This window comes from Ruegeria sp. N10, from assembly GCF_056531545.1.
Window position 1 is genome coordinate 99,469 of the sequence record NZ_JBQFLY010000012.1, and the last position, 16,423, is coordinate 115,891.

22 protein-coding genes and 1 tRNA gene are annotated in these 16,423 nt (G+C 60.7%); 13 read left to right on the forward strand and 10 right to left on the reverse strand.

What is annotated here, in order from left to right:
* Window positions 1-20: 20 nt before the first annotated feature.
* The 5 genes from clpX (at window position 21) to ACR0JI_RS15795 (ending at window position 3,140) form a co-directional block, all read left to right on the forward strand.
* Window positions 21-1,289, forward strand: a complete 1,269-nt coding sequence (gene clpX / locus ACR0JI_RS15775) for an ATP-dependent Clp protease ATP-binding subunit ClpX (protein ID WP_480473623.1) — start codon at window positions 21-23, stop codon at window positions 1,287-1,289.
* Between the two features lie 195 nt (window positions 1,290-1,484).
* Window positions 1,485-1,847: a RidA family protein gene (locus ACR0JI_RS15780; protein WP_480495082.1), complete on the forward strand. Its 363-nt coding sequence runs from the start codon at window positions 1,485-1,487 to the stop codon at window positions 1,845-1,847.
* A gap of 80 nt (window positions 1,848-1,927) precedes the next feature.
* Entirely contained in the window at window positions 1,928-2,311 is a 384-nt protein-coding gene (locus tag ACR0JI_RS15785; RefSeq protein ID WP_267364687.1) for an NADH:ubiquinone oxidoreductase subunit NDUFA12, read from the forward strand.
* Window positions 2,312-2,322: 11 nt separating this feature from the next.
* On the forward strand, window positions 2,323-2,775 hold the full coding sequence (mlaD, locus tag ACR0JI_RS15790) for an outer membrane lipid asymmetry maintenance protein MlaD (protein ID WP_480488409.1): 453 nt from the start codon (window positions 2,323-2,325) through the stop codon (window positions 2,773-2,775).
* Window positions 2,772-3,140, forward strand: coding sequence for a DUF2155 domain-containing protein (locus ACR0JI_RS15795; protein ID WP_480484511.1), 369 nt, complete (start codon window positions 2,772-2,774; stop codon window positions 3,138-3,140). The genes mlaD and ACR0JI_RS15795 overlap by 4 nt, the downstream gene beginning before the upstream one ends.
* On the opposite strand, the gene aat is transcribed toward ACR0JI_RS15795, so the two are convergent.
* The 4 genes from aat to ACR0JI_RS15815 form a co-directional block, all read right to left on the reverse strand.
* Window positions 3,086-3,727 (reverse strand): leucyl/phenylalanyl-tRNA--protein transferase, encoded by a 642-nt coding sequence (aat, locus tag ACR0JI_RS15800; RefSeq protein WP_480495080.1) that lies wholly within the window; start codon window positions 3,725-3,727, stop codon window positions 3,086-3,088. The genes ACR0JI_RS15795 and aat overlap by 55 nt on opposite strands.
* 48 nt (window positions 3,728-3,775) lie before the next feature.
* Entirely contained in the window at window positions 3,776-5,125 is a 1,350-nt protein-coding gene (gene accC, locus ACR0JI_RS15805; RefSeq protein WP_480495078.1) for an acetyl-CoA carboxylase biotin carboxylase subunit, read from the reverse strand.
* 9 nt (window positions 5,126-5,134) lie between these two features.
* Window positions 5,135-5,629, reverse strand: coding sequence for an acetyl-CoA carboxylase biotin carboxyl carrier protein (gene accB / locus ACR0JI_RS15810; protein ID WP_480473619.1), 495 nt, complete (start codon window positions 5,627-5,629; stop codon window positions 5,135-5,137).
* Window positions 5,630-5,780: 151 nt separating this feature from the next.
* Window positions 5,781-6,317 carry a LuxR C-terminal-related transcriptional regulator gene (locus ACR0JI_RS15815; protein ID WP_209505755.1) on the reverse strand — a complete coding sequence of 179 codons (537 nt, stop codon included), beginning with the start codon at window positions 6,315-6,317 and terminating at the stop codon, window positions 5,781-5,783.
* A 209-nt stretch (window positions 6,318-6,526) separates the two neighbouring features.
* On the opposite strand from ACR0JI_RS15815, the gene ACR0JI_RS15820 reads away from it, so the two are divergent.
* The 5 genes from ACR0JI_RS15820 to ACR0JI_RS15840 all read left to right on the forward strand — a co-directional run bounded on the left by ACR0JI_RS15820 (window position 6,527) and on the right by ACR0JI_RS15840 (window position 12,427).
* Window positions 6,527-7,819: a helix-turn-helix domain-containing protein gene (locus tag ACR0JI_RS15820; protein WP_480495076.1), complete on the forward strand. Its 1,293-nt coding sequence runs from the start codon at window positions 6,527-6,529 to the stop codon at window positions 7,817-7,819.
* Window positions 7,820-7,896: 77 nt separating this feature from the next.
* On the forward strand, window positions 7,897-8,277 hold the full coding sequence (locus tag ACR0JI_RS15825; protein ID WP_480484506.1) for a response regulator transcription factor: 381 nt from the start codon (window positions 7,897-7,899) through the stop codon (window positions 8,275-8,277).
* A complete protein-coding gene (locus tag ACR0JI_RS15830) occupies window positions 8,274-8,582 on the forward strand; it encodes a hypothetical protein (protein WP_480495074.1) in 309 nt (102 codons plus the stop codon). The genes ACR0JI_RS15825 and ACR0JI_RS15830 overlap by 4 nt, the downstream gene beginning before the upstream one ends.
* Window positions 8,582-11,260, forward strand: a complete 2,679-nt coding sequence (locus tag ACR0JI_RS15835; protein WP_480495072.1) for an ATP-binding protein — start codon at window positions 8,582-8,584, stop codon at window positions 11,258-11,260. The genes ACR0JI_RS15830 and ACR0JI_RS15835 overlap by 1 nt, the downstream gene beginning before the upstream one ends.
* A gap of 78 nt (window positions 11,261-11,338) precedes the next feature.
* Window positions 11,339-12,427, forward strand: a complete 1,089-nt coding sequence (locus tag ACR0JI_RS15840) for a FliM/FliN family flagellar motor C-terminal domain-containing protein (RefSeq protein WP_480495070.1) — start codon at window positions 11,339-11,341, stop codon at window positions 12,425-12,427.
* A gap of 12 nt (window positions 12,428-12,439) precedes the next feature.
* Here the strand turns inward: ACR0JI_RS15840 and ACR0JI_RS15845 are convergent, their stop codons facing one another.
* Genes ACR0JI_RS15845 through ACR0JI_RS15860 form a run of 4 tightly spaced genes read right to left on the reverse strand, consistent with a single transcriptional unit; the run spans window position 12,440 to window position 14,641 of the window.
* The gene (locus ACR0JI_RS15845) at window positions 12,440-12,871 is read right to left on the reverse strand and encodes a protein tyrosine phosphatase family protein (protein WP_267366616.1); all 432 of its coding nucleotides are present in this window, start codon (window positions 12,869-12,871) and stop codon (window positions 12,440-12,442) included.
* Between the two features lie 9 nt (window positions 12,872-12,880).
* Window positions 12,881-13,315, reverse strand: a complete 435-nt coding sequence (locus ACR0JI_RS15850) for a DUF6691 family protein (RefSeq protein WP_209505770.1) — start codon at window positions 13,313-13,315, stop codon at window positions 12,881-12,883.
* Complete coding sequence (locus tag ACR0JI_RS15855) at window positions 13,315-13,743, reverse strand: YeeE/YedE family protein (protein ID WP_480495067.1); 429 nt, start codon at window positions 13,741-13,743, stop codon at window positions 13,315-13,317. Before ACR0JI_RS15855 ends, ACR0JI_RS15850 begins: the two co-directional genes overlap by 1 nt.
* 34 nt (window positions 13,744-13,777) lie before the next feature.
* Complete coding sequence (locus tag ACR0JI_RS15860) at window positions 13,778-14,641, reverse strand: MBL fold metallo-hydrolase (RefSeq protein ID WP_480495066.1); 864 nt, start codon at window positions 14,639-14,641, stop codon at window positions 13,778-13,780.
* A 244-nt stretch (window positions 14,642-14,885) separates the two neighbouring features.
* On the opposite strand from ACR0JI_RS15860, the gene ACR0JI_RS15865 reads away from it, so the two are divergent.
* A complete protein-coding gene (locus ACR0JI_RS15865) occupies window positions 14,886-15,101 on the forward strand; it encodes a hypothetical protein (protein ID WP_209505776.1) in 216 nt (71 codons plus the stop codon).
* 9 nt (window positions 15,102-15,110) lie between these two features.
* Here the strand turns inward: ACR0JI_RS15865 and ACR0JI_RS15870 are convergent, their stop codons facing one another.
* A complete protein-coding gene (locus tag ACR0JI_RS15870; RefSeq protein ID WP_209505778.1) occupies window positions 15,111-15,329 on the reverse strand; it encodes a hypothetical protein in 219 nt (72 codons plus the stop codon).
* Window positions 15,330-15,575: 246 nt separating this feature from the next.
* Between ACR0JI_RS15870 and ACR0JI_RS15875 the strand changes: the two genes are divergently transcribed.
* Entirely contained in the window at window positions 15,576-15,839 is a 264-nt protein-coding gene (locus ACR0JI_RS15875) for a DUF2312 domain-containing protein (protein WP_267366625.1), read from the forward strand.
* A gap of 270 nt (window positions 15,840-16,109) precedes the next feature.
* Here ACR0JI_RS15875 and ACR0JI_RS15880 read toward each other — a convergent pair.
* Window positions 16,110-16,184: transfer RNA gene (locus ACR0JI_RS15880), tRNA-Thr, on the reverse strand.
* Between the two features lie 83 nt (window positions 16,185-16,267).
* On the opposite strand from ACR0JI_RS15880, the gene ACR0JI_RS15885 reads away from it, so the two are divergent.
* Window positions 16,268-16,423 carry a hypothetical protein gene (locus ACR0JI_RS15885; protein ID WP_209505784.1) on the forward strand — a complete coding sequence of 52 codons (156 nt, stop codon included), beginning with the start codon at window positions 16,268-16,270 and terminating at the stop codon, window positions 16,421-16,423.

A 16,423-nucleotide genomic window follows, 5' to 3' on the forward strand; every position in this document is an offset into this window, starting at 1 on the left:
TGAGGCCCGAAAGGTAGATCATGGCGACGAATTCAGGCGGTGACGGGAAAAACACGCTCTACTGCAGCTTCTGCGGCAAAAGCCAGCATGAGGTGCGTAAGCTGATCGCAGGCCCGACCGTTTTCATCTGTGATGAATGTGTCGAACTTTGCATGGACATCATCCGCGAAGAGACCAAAGCCAGCGGGCTGAAGTCTTCGGACGGCGTTCCGACGCCCAAGGATATCTGTGAGGTGCTGGACGATTACGTGATCGGCCAGTCCACCGCAAAACGCGTCCTGTCGGTTGCGGTCCACAACCACTACAAACGTCTGAACCACGCCCAGAAGGCGGGCAATGATATCGAACTGGCGAAATCCAATATTCTGCTGATCGGCCCCACCGGCTGTGGCAAGACATTGCTTGCGCAAACGTTGGCCCGGATACTGGATGTTCCCTTTACCATGGCCGATGCCACAACGCTGACGGAAGCCGGCTACGTGGGCGAGGATGTTGAAAACATCATTCTCAAGCTGTTGCAGGCCAGCGAATACAATGTCGAACGCGCGCAGCGCGGCATCGTCTATATCGACGAGGTCGACAAGATCACCCGCAAATCCGAAAACCCGTCGATCACACGCGACGTGTCCGGTGAAGGCGTACAGCAGGCGCTGCTGAAACTGATGGAAGGCACCGTGGCCAGCGTTCCGCCGCAGGGCGGCCGCAAACACCCGCAGCAGGAATTCCTGCAAGTGGATACCACGAACATCCTGTTCATCTGTGGCGGCGCTTTTGCGGGTCTGGACCGGATCATTGCGCAACGCGGCAAGGGCTCGGCCATGGGTTTTGGCGCCGATGTGCGTGACAATGACGAGCGCGGCGTGGGTGAGATCTTCAAGGATCTGGAACCCGAAGATCTGCTGAAATTCGGCCTGATCCCCGAATTCGTGGGCCGTCTGCCGGTTCTGGCAACGCTTGAGGATCTGGACGAAGAAGCGCTGGTCACCATCCTGACCAAGCCAAAGAACGCCTTGGTCAAGCAATACCAGCGCCTGTTTGAGCTGGAAGATGTTGAGTTGGGCTTCACCGATGACGCGCTGAAGGCAATTGCCAAGAAGGCCATCGAGCGCAAGACCGGTGCACGCGGCCTGCGATCTATTCTCGAGGATATCCTGCTGGACACCATGTTCGAACTGCCGGGCATGAAAAATGTCAGCGAGGTTGTGGTGAACGAAGAGGCGGTGATGTCCGACGCGCAGCCGCTGTTCATCTATGCCGATGCGGCCAAGGAATCGGCCTCGGCGGGTTGAGGCCGGGCTTTTTGCCGCGACGGTGGGACTTCAGTTGAACCGGTTCAGGGGGCTCTGCCCCCGCCGCCCTTCGGGCATCTCCCCCGGGATATTTATAGCCAGATGAAGCTGGGGATCCGTCGCTCGCACGCGAAGGCATGCGCGGTCAGGCGGCGGGAGCTTAAGCAAGTTTTCGAACGACAAAGGTGACAGGTTATGACTGTGAAACGCATTTCTTCGGGCGGTGAGTTTGAGGCGAAAGTCGGCTATTGCCGCGCGGTGGTTGCGGGTGGCTGGGTTCATGTCGCCGGGACCGTCGGGCAGGGCGACGACGTGGTGGCGCAATGCCGGTCTGCGCTGGATGTCATAGGTAAGGCGCTGGCTGAGGCAGGCGCGGGTTTCGAAGATGTGGTTCGGGTCACCTACATGTTGCCGGATCGCAATGAGTTCGCGCCGTGCTGGCCGGTTCTGGCCGAGACGTTTGGCGCCAATCCACCGGCTGCGACGATGATCGAATGCGGTTTGATTGATCCGAAGTACCGGATCGAGATCGAAGTGACCGCCTTCCTGCCGCAGTGACGCTGGAAGCCCAAGGGGCACTGGACCTTGGCGAGCCTTTGGTCCATACCTTCTCTCGACCGAAATGCCGGAGGCAGCCGATGGGAATCCTGAACAGTCTTTTACGAGCCGTGACCTGGTGGAACGGGTCAACACTGAACACGCAGCTCTATACGGCGCGCAAGGGTGTGAAAGTGGGCGAAGACAATGAAGGCAATGTGTTTTATCGCACCGCCGACGACAGCAGGCGCTGGGTGATTTTCAATGGCGAGGCCGAAGCCAGCCGGGTTGACCCGGAATGGCACGGCTGGTTGCACCGCACCTGGGACGAACCCCCGACCGACAAACCGCTGCCGCACAAAGCCTGGGAAAAACCGCATCAGGAGAACCTGACAGGTACGGCACTGGCCTATGCGCCTGCCGGGTCGCTGCGTCGGGCCAAGCCGGTTGAGCGCAGGGATTACGAGGCCTGGAGCCCGGAATAAACGAGGCGAAGATGTCGACCCATAACTGGACCGAAGTTCTTGTCGGAGGCGTCGTATTGGCCGGTGCCATCGCGTTTGGCGTCTATGCCAGCCAATCGACCGGCCTGTCGCAAGGTGCTGCGGGCTATGAGTTGGGCGCCTCGTTCCGGTCGCTGGAAGGGGTGGGCGTCGGCACCGATGTCCGTCTTGCCGGTGTGAAAATCGGCACTGTTACCGGGGTCAAGCTGAACCCGGATACTTATCGTGCTGACACGACTTTCTCTGTTGCGGAAGGCGTTCTTGTGCCCGATGACAGCGCCATCGTGATCTCGTCCGAAGGGTTGCTGGGTGGAAACTTTGTCGAAGTTATGCCCGGCGGTTCGCCCTTCTTTTTTGAACCCGGAGACGAGATTCAGGATACCCAGGGTGCGGTCAGCCTGATCTCGCTGCTGGTCAAGTTCGTGGCCGGAGATGGCGGCGAATGATGCGCGCCGCCCTGATTGCCCTGTTGCTGACTGGAACCGGCGCCGCCGCGCAGCAGAAAGTCAACTCTGGCCCCGGCGCCATGCTGCGGGGGCTCGACAAAGTTAGTGGCCAGACGGTTGATATCGAATTGCAGACAGGTCAGACCGAACCTGTGTTCGGGCTGGATGTGGCGCTGGGGGATTGCCGGTATCCGGTGGACAACCCGACAGGCGATGCCTTCGCCTATCTGACCATTTGGGAAACGGGCAAGGCGGATCAGCTGTTTGACGGCTGGATGATCGCGACCTCTCCGGCGCTGAATGCGCTGGATCACGCGCGATATGACGTTTGGGTCATCCGCTGTATCACACCTTCTGCGGACTGAGTGATCGGCGCAGCAAAGTCGGCGCTCTGGCTCAGGGCTTCTTCCAGTTCTTTCTTGTAAGCACCACGCGGGATTTCGATCGCCCCAAGGGATGCCAGATGCGCGGTCAGGAATTGCGTGTCAAACAGGTGAAAGCCGGTTTGCCGCAAGCGGTCCACAAGATAGGCGAGCGCGATTTTCGAGGCATCCGTGCGACGCGAAAACATGCTTTCGCCAAAGAACGCGGCCCCCAGCGTCACGCCATATACGCCGCCCACCAGCGCCGCTCCGTCCCAGACTTCCAGTGAATGCGCATGGCCGGTTTGATGCAGCTGGCGATAAAGGGCATGCAGTTCCGCGTTGATCCAGGTGTCGGACCGGTCAGCGCACCCGTCGACGACGCCGGAAAAATCACGGTTGATTGAAATCCCGAACCCGCAGTTCCGGATGCGGCGGGCCAGACTGCGCGAGATGTGGAACCCGTCCAGCGGAAAAATCCCGCGAAACTTGGGATCAACCCAGAACAATTCAGGATCGTCGCGGTGTTCGGCCATCGGGAAGATACCGATGGAATACCCGTGCAGCAACAGTTCGGGGGTCAGGCTCATGCCGGTGATAGGGCGACCAGAGGGCGCGGGCCCTCTGGTACCTGGACCTTATTTTTCCATGTTCTCCGCAAGCCAGCGCTCCAGCCAGTGGATGTTGTACGCGCCGCTGTGCAGATCGGGCTCCTGCAACAGGGCGTGGAACAGGGGCACGGTGGTGTCGATGCCGTCTACGATCAGCTCTCCCAAAGCCCGCTTCAGGCGCGCCAGCGCTTCGTTGCGGTCGCGGCCGTGCACGATCAGCTTGGCAATCAGCGAGTCGTAATAAGGCGGGATCGAATAGCCGTCATAAAGCGCCGAATCCATCCGCACGCCCAGACCGCCCGGCGCGTGATAGGCCGTGATCTTGCCCGGGCAGGGCGAAAACTTCGGCAGCTTCTCTGCGTTGATCCGAACCTCGATGGCGTGACCGTTGATCTTCAGATCGTCCTGACCGAATGACATCGGCTCACCTGCTGCGACAAGAATTTGTTCGCGCACCAGATCGACGTCAAAGATGCCCTCGGTCACCGGGTGTTCCACCTGCAGGCGTGTGTTCATCTCGATGAAATAGAACTCGCCCTTTTCATACAGGAACTCGATGGTGCCTGCGCCGATATAGTTGATCTTGGCCACCGCGTCGGCGCAGATCTTGCCGATCCGGGCACGCTCTTCGGCGGTTATGCAGGGGCCGGGGGCCTCTTCAAAGACCTTCTGGTGACGGCGCTGCAACGAACAATCGCGCTCGCCCAGATGCACCGCATTGCCCTTGCCGTCGCCAAAGACCTGAATCTCGATATGGCGCGGCGTGGTCAGGTATTTCTCGATATAGACCTCGTCATTGCCAAAGGCGGCCTTGCCTTCGGCGCGTGCGGTCATAAAGGCGCTTTCCATTTCGTCCGCGTTCATCGCGACTTTCATGCCGCGCCCACCGCCGCCAGCAGTGGCTTTGATGATGACGGGATAGCCGAATTCCTCACCGATGCGTTTGGCGTCGGCCAGCGTGGGAACGCCACCGTCCGAGCCGGGAACACAAGGCACACCCAGCGCCTTCATTGTGTCCTTGGCGGTGATCTTGTCGCCCATGACGCGGATATGTTCCGCGGTGGGACCGATGAACGTGATGCCATGATCTTCGACGATCTGCACGAACTCGGCGTTTTCGGACAAAAAGCCATAGCCGGGATGGATCGCCTGCGCGCCGGTAATCTCACAGGCCGAGATGATGGCGGGCACCGACAGATAGCTTTGCGGGCTGGGCGGGGGGCCGATGCACACCGATTCGTCCGCCATGCGCACATGCATCGCGTCGCTGTCGGCGGTGGAGTGGACGGCAACCGTCTTTATCCCCATCTCGCGTGCGGCGCGGATGACGCGCAGGGCGATCTCGCCTCGGTTGGCAATCAGGATCTTGTCGAACATGGGCCCGCCTTACTCGATGATGACCAGAGGGGTGCCGAACTCAACAGCGTCGCCATCGCCCACCAGCACGCGCTTGATGGTGCCTGATTTGGGGGCGTGGATGTGGTTCATGGTCTTCATCGCTTCGACGATCAGCAGCGTGTCGCCTTCGGACACTGTCGCGCCGACGGAAATGAAAGCGGGCGCTCCGGGTTCCGGCTGCATATAGACCGTGCCCACCATAGGCGAGGTGACAGCGCCCGGATGGCTGGCCGGATCTTCAGCGGCAGCAGGGGCCGCCGCGGGGGCCGCAGCCGGTGCCGCAACGGGGGCGGGCGCTGCTGCAGGAACAGCCATCTGAACCGGAGCGGCCACGGTCTGTGTCATACGGCTGACGCGCACGTTCAGGCTGTCTTCTTCGCCATATTCGCGTTTGACCTGCAACTCGGTCAGATCGTTTTCGCGCAGCAACTCGGCCAGAGCCTTGATGAATGCCACATCCGCTTCGTGTTTGGTGTCTGTCATGAGTATCCTCGACGGTTCCCCTTTGGCCCGTCTGTTTCTTGCGGGCTCTGATCAAATTACGCAGGGTTATAGGCTAAGCGGCGGTGCATGAAAAGCGCCGACTCGCACCATCTGGCATGCGTTTCACGCGTAATTTAAAGGGTCGGACAGCTCACAGGGGCATCCCCGATAATTTGGCGACCAGTTCAGACAGCTTTCGCGCGCCGAATTTTTCAAGCAAACGGGCGCGGTAAGCTTCGATTGTGCGATAACTCAGTCCCAGCTCTGCTCCGATCTCCTTGGCCGACAGGCCACGACAGGACAGGATGGCCACTTCGCGTTCACGGATGGTCAGTTCAACCAGCGGTCGTTCCTCGGATATGTCGGAAAAGCTCCAGATGCCGTGGCGGAACGGATCGTCCGGCGTCAGCGACCGGCCCCGGGCGCGGCACCAGAACAGGTCCCCGCTGCGGCGGCGCATGACGCGCTCATCCGTGTAATACCCGGTGCCGCGCATCACCTGCAGGCTGCGCTCACCGATCCTCTCCCAATCAGCGACCGAAGGGTAAAGGTGCAGCAGTGGCATGTTGCGATAGTCGTTTTCTTCTCCGCCAAAGGTGCGGGCAAATTGCAGGTTGCAGCGCCGGATGATCCGGTTTTCCAGCTCAACAAGCCCGATCGGCGCATATTCAAAGGCGGGGTCGCTCATGCGTGTATGGTGCCGGGAAAGCGCGCGGAAATGAAGGGGGGATGCGATGTCTTGCGCCAGATTGACGCCCGAAACAGATGCTGTGGTCTGCGCCAGTTTGTGAAAGTTGTAAATGCCGGTTGAAAAGAAATGATTAACCTACAGAAACAGATGTTATAATCTGAAAACGAATGTGAATTCCGCCGGATCTGAATTCAGGGAAAGTAGACATGCGCGACACGTTGACAGGCAGCCGCATTCGCGAAAGACGCCAGATTGCCGGACTGCGGCAGGCGGAACTGGCGCGGCAGGCCGGCGTATCGGCGTCTTATCTGAACCTGATCGAACATAATCGCCGCAGGATCGGGGGCAAGTTGCTGGTCGATATCGCGGCGGCGCTGGGCGTTGAACCTTCGGTCCTGACACAAGGGATCGAGGCAACTCTGGTTTCCGCCCTGCGTGAAGCGGCCGAGGAAGCGGTCGGGCAACAGGCCGAGGTTGACGGGCTTGAGGAGTTTGCCGGTCGTTTTCCCGGCTGGGCCGGTGTTCTGGCGCAGATGCATCGCCGTGTCGTGTCTTTGGAGCGGAACGTCGAAACCCTGTCCGACCGCCTTACGCACGACCCGCAACTGGCCGCGTCGATGCACGAGGTTCTGTCAACCGCCGCCGCGATACGCTCGACCGCCGCGATCCTTGCGGATACCCAAGATATCGAGGCCGAATGGCGCGAGCGTTTCCACAAGAACCTGCATCAGGATGCCGAACGGCTGGCAGGCAGTTCCAAGGCGCTGGTGACCTTCCTCGACGAAAGCGACTCGGCGGTTGATCCACGTGCCGTTCCCCTGGAAGAGGTCGAAGCCTTCTTTGAAACCCGCGGCTACACGATTTCCGAACTGGAAGACGGTGGCGATGTGGACGCGGTTGACCTGAGCGGGCTCAATACCTCGGCGGCGCGCACAGTTGCGCGCGAAGTTCTCAGAATCTATCGCGCAGACGCGCAGGCCCTGCCGCTGGAGGCCGTCAAAGCGGTTGTTCAACAGGGTGATCCGAACCCCATCGAACTGGCGCAGCGGTTCTCGGTTGATTTTGCCACCGTCCTCAGGCGGCTGGCCTTTCTGCCGGATGGCATCCTGTCACAACCGGTTGGCATGGTGCTGTGCGACGCGTCCGGAAGTATCCTGTTTCTCAAACCGATTCAGGGGTTTACCTTGCCCCGGCATGGCGATGTCTGCCCGCTTTGGCCGCTGTTCACAGCCCTCAGCCGTCCGCTGGTGCCGGTGCGCAAACAGGTCGTCCTGACCGGAAGGTCCTCGGCCGTGTTCGACTGCGTTGCCTATGCCTGGCCGCATGCAGTGTCGGGATACGATCAGGATCCGGCCTATCGCTCGGTCATGGTGGTGCGCCCGGTCAGGGACCCGTCAGACGGGGTGCCGGTCACTCAGGTCGGGCCGAATTGCCGTGTCTGCCCAAACCGCGATTGCAAAGCCCGGCGCGAGCCGTCGATTTTGAGCGAAGGTTTTTGACACGTTCATGACAGACCGCTTAATCTGGCGGGAACCGGTCCCGGGATGGAAGGCCGGTTATGGGAGGAATTGAACATATGAGCCGAAAGGTTCTGCTGATTGAGGACGAACCGAACATCGCCGAGGCTATCCGGTTCCTGCTGTCGCGCGAGGGATGGCAGGTCGAAACGCATGGCGATGGAACGGATGCGGTTCAGGTGATCCAGGGGGCGCAGCCCGATCTGGTCATTCTGGATGTCATGCTGCCGGGCAAGAACGGTATGGATATCCTGCGGGAACTCAGAAAAATGGAGGAACTGGCAGGCTTGCCGGTTCTGATGCTGACCGCACGGGGTCAGTCGCGCGACCGGGAAATGGCTGAAAACGCAGGCGTCAGCCGCTTCATGACCAAACCGTTTTCCAATGCCGAAGTTCTGACAGCCGTGCGTGACCTTCACGCGCAGGCGACGCGCTTATGATGTCCGGCGAGGGCAACAAGACCAAACCACCGGGCGCACGCCCCTCGCTTTTTCTGGAACGACAAAGCTATCGTCGTCACAGGCTGACGGATGCCGCCCGGATTTTGCCCTTTCTGGGTGCGGCGCTGCTGGCCCTTCCGTTGCTGTGGCCGGACCCGTCCGGCGGGGATGCGGCGGTGCCCTTGTCCTCGGCGATGTATTACATATTCCTCTGCTGGGGCGCGCTGATCCTGGCCGGGTTTGTCTTTGGGCTGGCCGCCCGCCGCATGGCCGCGCGCGAGGGATCGGACACGGGCGCTGAGTGATGGCCACCATAAACGTTCTGATTCTGGTTTGCCTTGCCTATGTCGTGTTCCTGTTCGCAGTGGCCTTCGCCGCGGATCGCATGGCTGCGGCCGGGCGCGGCAAATGGTTGCGTTCACCCGTGATCTACACTTTGTCCCTGTCGATCTATTGCACTGCCTGGACGTTTTATGGCGCGGTGGGCAACGCCGCGCGGTCGGGGCTGGAGTTTGTCACCATCTACCTCGGTCCGACGCTGGTGATGGTCGGCTGGTGGTGGGGGCTGCGCAAGCTGGTGCGCGTCGGGCGCAGCCAGCGGGTCACCTCGATCGCCGACCTGCTGTCGTCCCGGTATGGCAAGTCGAACACGCTGGCGGTCTGCGTGACCATTCTGGCGGTGCTGGGCGGCACGCCCTATATCGCACTGCAACTGCAGTCGATTACCCTGTCCTTCTCGATCTTTGCCGAGGCTGACCCGTCAGGCCTCTACCGCGAAGGGTCCAGCGTGTTTTGGGTCGCGGCTGGTCTGGCCGTGTTTGCCATCCTGTTCGGCACCCGCAATCTGGACGTGAACGAACGTCACCATGGCGTGGTCACGGCCATCGCGGTCGAAGCCGTTGTCAAACTGTTTGCGCTGATCGCCGTGGGCGTTTTCGTGGTGTGGGGGATCGCGGGCGGCATTGGCCCGATGATGGACCGGATCGACGCCTCGGAAATCGGCCAGTGGAACGTCGATGCCGGGCGTTGGACGACGTTCATCTTTCTGTCCGCCGCCGCCTTTATCTGCCTGCCCCGGATGTTTCAGGTGATGGTGGTGGAAAACGATGACGAAGGCCATCTCAGAACCGCTGCCTGGGCCTTCCCGCTCTACCTGCTGTTCATGAGCCTGTTTGTCGTGCCCATCGCCGTGGTTGGTCTCGACCTGCTGCCCCAGGGTGCCAACCCAGACCTGTTCGTGCTGACCGTGCCGCTGTCCCAAGGCAATGACTGGCTGGCAATGCTGTCCTTCATCGGCGGGTTTTCCTCGGCAACCTCGATGGTCATCGTCAGTGCGATGGCCCTGTCGACAATGGTGTCGAACCATGTGGTCATGCCCATCTGGCTGAACACGCAGGAAGGCACCGGCTCGGTATCGGGCGATGTGCGCAACATTGTTCTTATGGCACGCCGAGTTTCCATTGCCGCCATCATTGCGCTGGGCTTTTTCTACTACCGGCTGTCCGGTAGCGGTGCGGCGCTAGCCTCGATCGGGTTGATCGCCTTTGCCGGTATCTCGCAGATTCTGCCAGCGTTGGTTGGGGGGCTGTTCTGGCGCAGGGCGACCCGGACCGGGGCGCTGATCGGGCTGACCGTCGGCTTTGTGCTGTGGATTTACACCCTGCTGCTGCCGGGAATGGGCGGGGCGTGGATGCCCGAAACCGTGCTGCAAAACGGCTTGTTCGGTCTCGGCTGGCTGCGCCCTCATGCCCTGTTCGGGATCGAGGGGATCGATCCGATGGTGCATACGGTGATGTGGTCCTTGTCCCTGAACACGCTTGCCTTCTGCGTCGCGTCCCTGCTCAGCTTTCCCAGCCCGTTGGAGCGGTTGCAAGGGGCGCAGTTCGTCAACGTCTTCGATCACTCGGTCGCGCCGCGCGGGTGGTCCGGGTCGGTGGCGCAAAGCGAAGACCTGATGATCATGACGCAGCGCATTCTGGGCACCGGCCCCACACAGGAGTTCTTTCAGGCCGAGGCGCGAAAACAGGGTGGCCGTTCGCACCTGCCGGAACCGACGCCGGGCTTTCTTAACCGTCTGGAACGCGAGCTCAGCGGCTCGGTCGGCGCGGCCATGGCCCATGCGATGATCGGCCAGATCGTGGGCGGATCGTCGGTCTCGGTCGAGGATCTGCTGGCCGTGGCAGACGAATCCGCGCAACTGCTGGAATACTCCGGCCAACTCGAGGAAAAGTCCTCCGAACTCAGCCGAACCGCTCGGCAATTGCGCGAGGCCAACGCCAAGCTCACCCAGATTTCCGAACAGAAGGACAGCTTTCTGAGTCAGGTCAGTCACGAATTGCGCACGCCGATGACCTCGATCCGGGCGTTTTCGGAAATCATGCGCGACACCGATGGCCTCAGCCGCCAGGAGCAGACCCGCTATGCCGCGATCATTCATGACGAAGCCCTGCGCCTGACCCGGCTGCTCGATGATCTGCTGGATCTGAGCGTGCTTGAAAACGGGCAGGTCAGCCTTAATCTCAGCGATGACAGCCTGCGCTCGGTTCTGGACCGCGCCGTGCCCAGCGCTCTGGCCGGGGCGGACCGAAAGATCACCGTCCGCCGGACCCGCGCGGCCGAGCGTATTTTCCTGCATACGGATCTGGATCGGTTGGGGCAGGTGTTCATCAACCTGATCTCGAACGCGCAGAAATATTGCGACGCGGACGATCCGGTGCTGGTCATTTCCGCCCATGATGTCGGCGGGCGGGTCATCGTCGACTTCATCGACAATGGCAGCGGCATCCCACCGGGCGCGCGTTCGATGGTGTTTGAGAAATTTGCCCGCGTGGGCGGCGACAAGGCTGGCGGAGCGGGGCTTGGTCTGGCCATCTGCCGCGAAATCATGCAGCGGCTGGGGGGTGAGATTACCTATCTGCCGGGGCAGGGCGGCGCGGCCTTCCGGATCAGCCTGCCACAGGCCTATCAGCAGGCGGCGCAGTGACGCGGCCATAAAGGACTTGGTAACGCCCGAGGGTGTAAACCGGTTGCCAGGTGCTGGAACAATTGGTGATCGGGCGTCATGTCACAAGATGTCAATGCCGCGTTGGCGCGCAAACTGTCCGTTGGGCAAAAGGATCTGGGGGATCGCCCACGCTCGGTTCTGCGGGCGCTGCGCCTTGGGTTCGCCCGGGCGGCGGGCGACCGGCTGAACCTGCCGCTGGCGGTTATCGGGGCAAAGCAATCCAACCAGTCGCAGGAGGTGCCGGGGGACGCCGCAGGACAGGATTGGCTGCTGTTGGTGTTTGACGGCCCCGAAGGCCGCGCCGCGACCTGTCTCAACCCGAATGCGGTCTCGGCCATTGTTCAGGCCCAGACCATTGGTCAGGTCCTGTCCGGTGATCCCGGCGCACGCACGTTTACTGATACCGACGCCGCCATCGTGGCCCCCTTGATCGAAGCCGCGTTGACCGGTTCCGCCGCTTTGTTCGACGCCTCAAGCGATCAGATTTGCCTTGAAGGGCTGGAATTTACCTCGCGCGCCAAGGATTTGCGCACCCTGTCGCTGGCGATGACGGAAGAAGCGTATCGCATTTTCGAACTGACCGTCGATCTCGCGAACGGAGAGCAGCAGGGCCGCATCTCGGTCTTTCTGCCGGAACATCCTGCCGTCCCGGACGTGGCCGAAGATGCCGGGGAAAAGGTTGATCTGCGTATGGAGCAGTGTTCAGGCGTGATGCGGGCGGAACTGACCGCCGCGCTGTGCCGCATGTCGCTGCCGCTGTCCGACCTGTCCGGAATGCGGATCGGGGACATTCTGCCGTTGCGCGGGGCGCGTCTGGACCGGACCGAGGTTCTGACGATTGACCGGACACGCGCCGGTATCGGTCGCCTTGGGCAATGCGGCGGCCTGCGGGCCGTGCGGCTGAATGAAACCGCTGCACTGCCGGCCCTGACCGGCGCTGACGCGCAGGACTTCATCGCCAGCAAAAGTGGAACACCGCCGCAGGATTATCCGGTTGAACCAGCTGAGCATGATGCGTACGCCCAGACCGTCCCGGCCGGGGTGTCAGATCTGACAGATAGCGATCTGATCGTGAACGATTCCGAACGGATGGTCGCTGAAATCACGCAACTGGCGGGGTTGGCACCCCCGGAGTCCACCAGCTAGGTTAAGGGGCACTTAGCCGCCAGTGCCGCGGATCTGGTCCAGCATGGGGCGCAGATTGTCCAGCTGATACCCGGCTTTGCCGGTCGCACTCAGGATGTCGTCCGTGCTCATGTGGTCGCACTGGCCCAACGCCCAAACCACCGAACACCGCGTGCCCGAGGCGCAATAGGCCAGAACAGGACCACTGCCGTTTTCCGCCATGTCGCGCTGCCGCTTCACGTTCTCAGGCGTCATCGTCTGGTGGGTCAGCTCCAGCACCTCATATTCCATACCGGCGGCCCGCACCGCTTCGCCGATCGCGTCGGATTGCATGGCCGGGGGAACTTCGGCATTGGGCCGGTTGCAGATCACCTTGGCAAAGCCAGCCTCGGCGATGGCCGGAACATCCTCGACCGTGATCTGCGGCGAGACAGCATAGCGGGGGGTAATCTGACGAATCTCCATGCCAATTCCTTAGGCCGCGTTTGCCGCCCTGTCCAGTTGCGCGCCCAGCGGTGGTGCCACGAACATCCCGGCCGCCATTGCAACCAGAAAGACCAGCCCGCCCAGCCCGCCATAGCTCAGCGAGGCCATCGCCGGTCCGGGGCACAGTCCGGCCAATCCCCAGCCCATCCCGAACAGAACCGAACCCACGATCAGCCTGCGATCAACCTCGGGCTTGGCAGGGGGTGGAAAGGCTCCGCCGGTCAAGGCGTTTTGGCGACCTGTTGTCATCCGCCATGCCACAAGCATCGGCAGAATGGCACCGCCCATCACAAAGGCCAGCGTCGGGTCCCAGTTGCCAAACACATCCAGCCAGCCCTGAACTTTTGTGGTGTCTGTCATGCCCGAAATCAGCAACCCGGCGCCGAACAGTGACCCGGCAATCAACGCAATGATAAGACGCATCAGATCACTCCCATCACATGACGCAGCAGCACAAGGGTGACGCCCCCGGCAAGGATATAGAAAACGGTGGCCACGATGCCGCGTAGCGAGAACCGAGAGATCCCGCACACCCCGTGCCCCGAGGTACAGCCATTGGCGATCCGTGTACCGATACCGACCAGCAGCCCGGCCAGAATGACAACGCCCAGATTGCTGGTAAGATGCGTCTGGGCCTCGGGCAGGATCAACGGGCGCAGAAGAAGGGGCATTCCGACAAGCCCCGCAATAAAGGCCAGCTTTTCGGCCATGCTCCCCTTGGCGCTGCCATCGACAAGGCCGCCCAGAATGCCGCTTGCGCCCATGATCCGGCCATTGCCCAGCAGATAAACCGCCCCGGCCAGACCGATCACCAGACCGCCGCACAGCCCCCAGATCCATTCTATATTCATGTGGGATTTCCCTTTGTGATTTGTTGTGCCCGCGTCACAGCTTGTTGACCGGCAGTTTCAGGAAAACATCGCCCTGTTCATCCGCCGGAGGCATCTGACCGGCCCGCATGTTGACCTGCAAAGACGGCAGGATCAGGCGCGGCATGGCCAGCGTGGCGTCCCGCGCGTCGCGCATTTCCACGAAGTCTTCGATGCTGCGCCCCTGTCCGATATGGACGTTCAGCGCCTTCTGCTCACCCACCGTCGTTTCCCACGCGTATTCGTCGCGGCCCGGTGCCTTGTAATCATGCCCGACATAGATGCGGGTATTGTCCGGCAGCGACAGAATCTTCTGGATCGACTGGAACAGTGTGGCCGACGATCCTCCGGGAAAATCGCAGCGCGCCGTGCCGAAATCGGGCATGAACAGCGTGTCACCAACAAATGCCGCATCGCCAATCACATAGGTCATGCAGGCCGGTGTGTGGCCGGGGGTGTGCAGCACGTCGCCCCGCATCTGGCCGATGTGAAAACTGTCGCCTTCCTTGAACAGCGCGTCAAACTGGCTGCCATCGCGCTGAAATTCGGTTCCTTCGTTGAAAACCTTGCCAAACGTGTCCTGCACGGTGACGATCTGATCGCCAATCCCGATCTTGCCGCCCAGCTCCTGTTGCAGATAAGGGGCCGCGGACAGGTGGTCGGCATGGACATGGCTTTCCAGAATCCACTCGACCTTAAGGTCCTGCGCGCGCACAAAATCGATGATCCTGTCCGCCGAGGTTGTCGACGTCCGCCCCGAGGCATGGTCGAAATCCAGCACGCTGTCGATGATGGCGCAGGCCCGCCCCTGAGGTTCATGAACCACATAGGAAACCGTGAAGGTCTGCTCGTCAAAAAACGCTTTCACTTTCGGTGTCATGATCTTCTCCGTTTCGGTCACGCATATCATATATGTGAATTGGAATGTGATGCAATATCGAACCTGAATTTGATGCCGGTCAAAGCAACCGCTGAAATCCTGGCTTAATCTTTAGCCTATCCGCGTCAGATTGCCGAAACTTCGACCATGGCAGGCAATTTCCCGCACAAGGTTACGATATTATCTGCGGGTCGCAATCCCGTTACGTATATTGGGGATACTGGCGCCACTTGGGAGGATGGTTATGACACCGACTGGTCTTTATTCCGAAGCCGAGCAGCTTGAACGTAAGCTTGTAAACGCGGGTCTGGAAACGCGTTTGGCGCTTCAGCCGAGTGTAAGTAAGATTGTTGACCGAATGCGGCAGCAGGGGATGGAGGTGCCTTCGCGCTTGCGTCGTCTGGATGCGGCCTTGTGCGAAGACGCGATTGAAGCGCAGTTTGATAACTTGCCGGTGTGAACCGGATGGTCATCCAAGGGATATCCCGAGGATGACCAGCATCAATCCAAGCACGGACAGAAACAGCGAGGCCAGGTTCCAGGGCAGGACCCCCTGAACCACCGCGCGCAGCTCGTCATCCGACAGACCGGCCTTGCGTGCCCGCATCACGCGAAGAATGCACCAGACCAGACCGGCAAGCCCGGCCACAGACAGGGCCGCACCGCCCCAGGTGATGAATTCAAACATGGTTCCCCGCATATCCTCGTGAACTGATCACGCGCTTAACGGATCGGTTGGGGTCATACAAGTGCGCCGGCCCAATGGGTGCTTGCGACCCGGGCGGCAGCACTGTATCCGGCATTCCACACCAGGGTTTCAGCCTCTGGAACAGGCGCGTTTCGAAGGTGCCCCCGATGATCGGGCCACCGCCGTTCACTGCCAACAACAGGCTGTCCTCTTCTGGTTGCAGGTCCATAACCGGGAACAAAAAAGATGAGCATGTCTGAAGAAGCAGAAGCAAATTACAAGGTCACCGCGGGCGAGCTGCGCCAGTTTGTGGAACGTATCGAGCGCCTGGAGATGGAAAAGAAAGACATCGCCGACCAGATCAAAGAGGTCTACGCCGAAAGCAAGTCGCGCGGCTATGACGTAAAGGCCCTGCGCAGCATCATTTCCCTCAGAAAAAGGGACAAGGATGACATCGCCGAGCAAGAGGCCGTCATCGAAATGTACAAAGAAGCGCTGGGCATGAACTAAGCCCGACCGCCACGAAACGATCTATGGCTCTGGAATGGGTTCAATGCCCTGAAAGAGCCACTGGCCGGGGGGATGCAACGGGCGCGCAGCGGCTCCCCTTGCCAAGCGCATGGTACTACCACGCGCAGCGCTCGACGCCTCCGGGCTGTATCGAACCGCCCATAAACCAAACGCGCACCACAAAAGTCTCTGACACGCCAATAGCCAAAGACGCCGGAACACCCAAACCCTTCCGGATAAAAGCGCGCTTTTTCGCAGGAATATGAAGGATGGTGCTGCTGGAGAGAATTGAACTCTCGACCTCTCCCTTACCAAGGGAGTGCTCTACCTCTGAGCTACAGCAGCGCTGTGGGCGGGTGATTAGACTCAAACGAAACGCGGCGCAAGGGTGTCTGGACGGTTTTTTTCGCCTCCTGTAGAGAAAGATCATGACGGATAAAAATTCACCCAAAAAACAAGGTAAACCCGGCGATGCGCGCGAGGCGCGGCTGAAGGCGGCGCTCAAGGCCAACATGGCGCGTCGCAAGGCGCAGGCCAAGGCGCGCGCGGCCGCGGGGGACAAGCCTGACAAGGACGAGGGATAA

Coding starts and splice junctions, on each gene's coding strand:
- clpX (WP_480473623.1), top strand. CDS start 21: ATGGCGACGAATTCAGGCGGTGACGGGAAAAACACGCTCTACTGCAGC.
- ACR0JI_RS15780 (WP_480495082.1), top strand. CDS start 1,485: ATGACTGTGAAACGCATTTCTTCGGGCGGTGAGTTTGAGGCGAAAGTC.
- ACR0JI_RS15785 (WP_267364687.1), top strand. CDS start 1,928: ATGGGAATCCTGAACAGTCTTTTACGAGCCGTGACCTGGTGGAACGGG.
- mlaD (WP_480488409.1), top strand. CDS start 2,323: ATGTCGACCCATAACTGGACCGAAGTTCTTGTCGGAGGCGTCGTATTG.
- ACR0JI_RS15795 (WP_480484511.1), top strand. CDS start 2,772: ATGATGCGCGCCGCCCTGATTGCCCTGTTGCTGACTGGAACCGGCGCC.
- aat (WP_480495080.1), bottom strand. CDS start 3,727: ATGAGCCTGACCCCCGAACTGTTGCTGCACGGGTATTCCATCGGTATC.
- accC (WP_480495078.1), bottom strand. CDS start 5,125: ATGTTCGACAAGATCCTGATTGCCAACCGAGGCGAGATCGCCCTGCGC.
- accB (WP_480473619.1), bottom strand. CDS start 5,629: ATGACAGACACCAAACACGAAGCGGATGTGGCATTCATCAAGGCTCTG.
- ACR0JI_RS15815 (WP_209505755.1), bottom strand. CDS start 6,317: ATGAGCGACCCCGCCTTTGAATATGCGCCGATCGGGCTTGTTGAGCTG.
- ACR0JI_RS15820 (WP_480495076.1), top strand. CDS start 6,527: ATGCGCGACACGTTGACAGGCAGCCGCATTCGCGAAAGACGCCAGATT.
- ACR0JI_RS15825 (WP_480484506.1), top strand. CDS start 7,897: ATGAGCCGAAAGGTTCTGCTGATTGAGGACGAACCGAACATCGCCGAG.
- ACR0JI_RS15830 (WP_480495074.1), top strand. CDS start 8,274: ATGATGTCCGGCGAGGGCAACAAGACCAAACCACCGGGCGCACGCCCC.
- ACR0JI_RS15835 (WP_480495072.1), top strand. CDS start 8,582: ATGGCCACCATAAACGTTCTGATTCTGGTTTGCCTTGCCTATGTCGTG.
- ACR0JI_RS15840 (WP_480495070.1), top strand. CDS start 11,339: ATGTCACAAGATGTCAATGCCGCGTTGGCGCGCAAACTGTCCGTTGGG.
- ACR0JI_RS15845 (WP_267366616.1), bottom strand. CDS start 12,871: ATGGAGATTCGTCAGATTACCCCCCGCTATGCTGTCTCGCCGCAGATC.
- ACR0JI_RS15850 (WP_209505770.1), bottom strand. CDS start 13,315: ATGCGTCTTATCATTGCGTTGATTGCCGGGTCACTGTTCGGCGCCGGG.
- ACR0JI_RS15855 (WP_480495067.1), bottom strand. CDS start 13,743: ATGAATATAGAATGGATCTGGGGGCTGTGCGGCGGTCTGGTGATCGGT.
- ACR0JI_RS15860 (WP_480495066.1), bottom strand. CDS start 14,641: ATGACACCGAAAGTGAAAGCGTTTTTTGACGAGCAGACCTTCACGGTT.
- ACR0JI_RS15865 (WP_209505776.1), top strand. CDS start 14,886: ATGACACCGACTGGTCTTTATTCCGAAGCCGAGCAGCTTGAACGTAAG.
- ACR0JI_RS15870 (WP_209505778.1), bottom strand. CDS start 15,329: ATGTTTGAATTCATCACCTGGGGCGGTGCGGCCCTGTCTGTGGCCGGG.
- ACR0JI_RS15875 (WP_267366625.1), top strand. CDS start 15,576: ATGAGCATGTCTGAAGAAGCAGAAGCAAATTACAAGGTCACCGCGGGC.
- ACR0JI_RS15885 (WP_209505784.1), top strand. CDS start 16,268: ATGACGGATAAAAATTCACCCAAAAAACAAGGTAAACCCGGCGATGCG.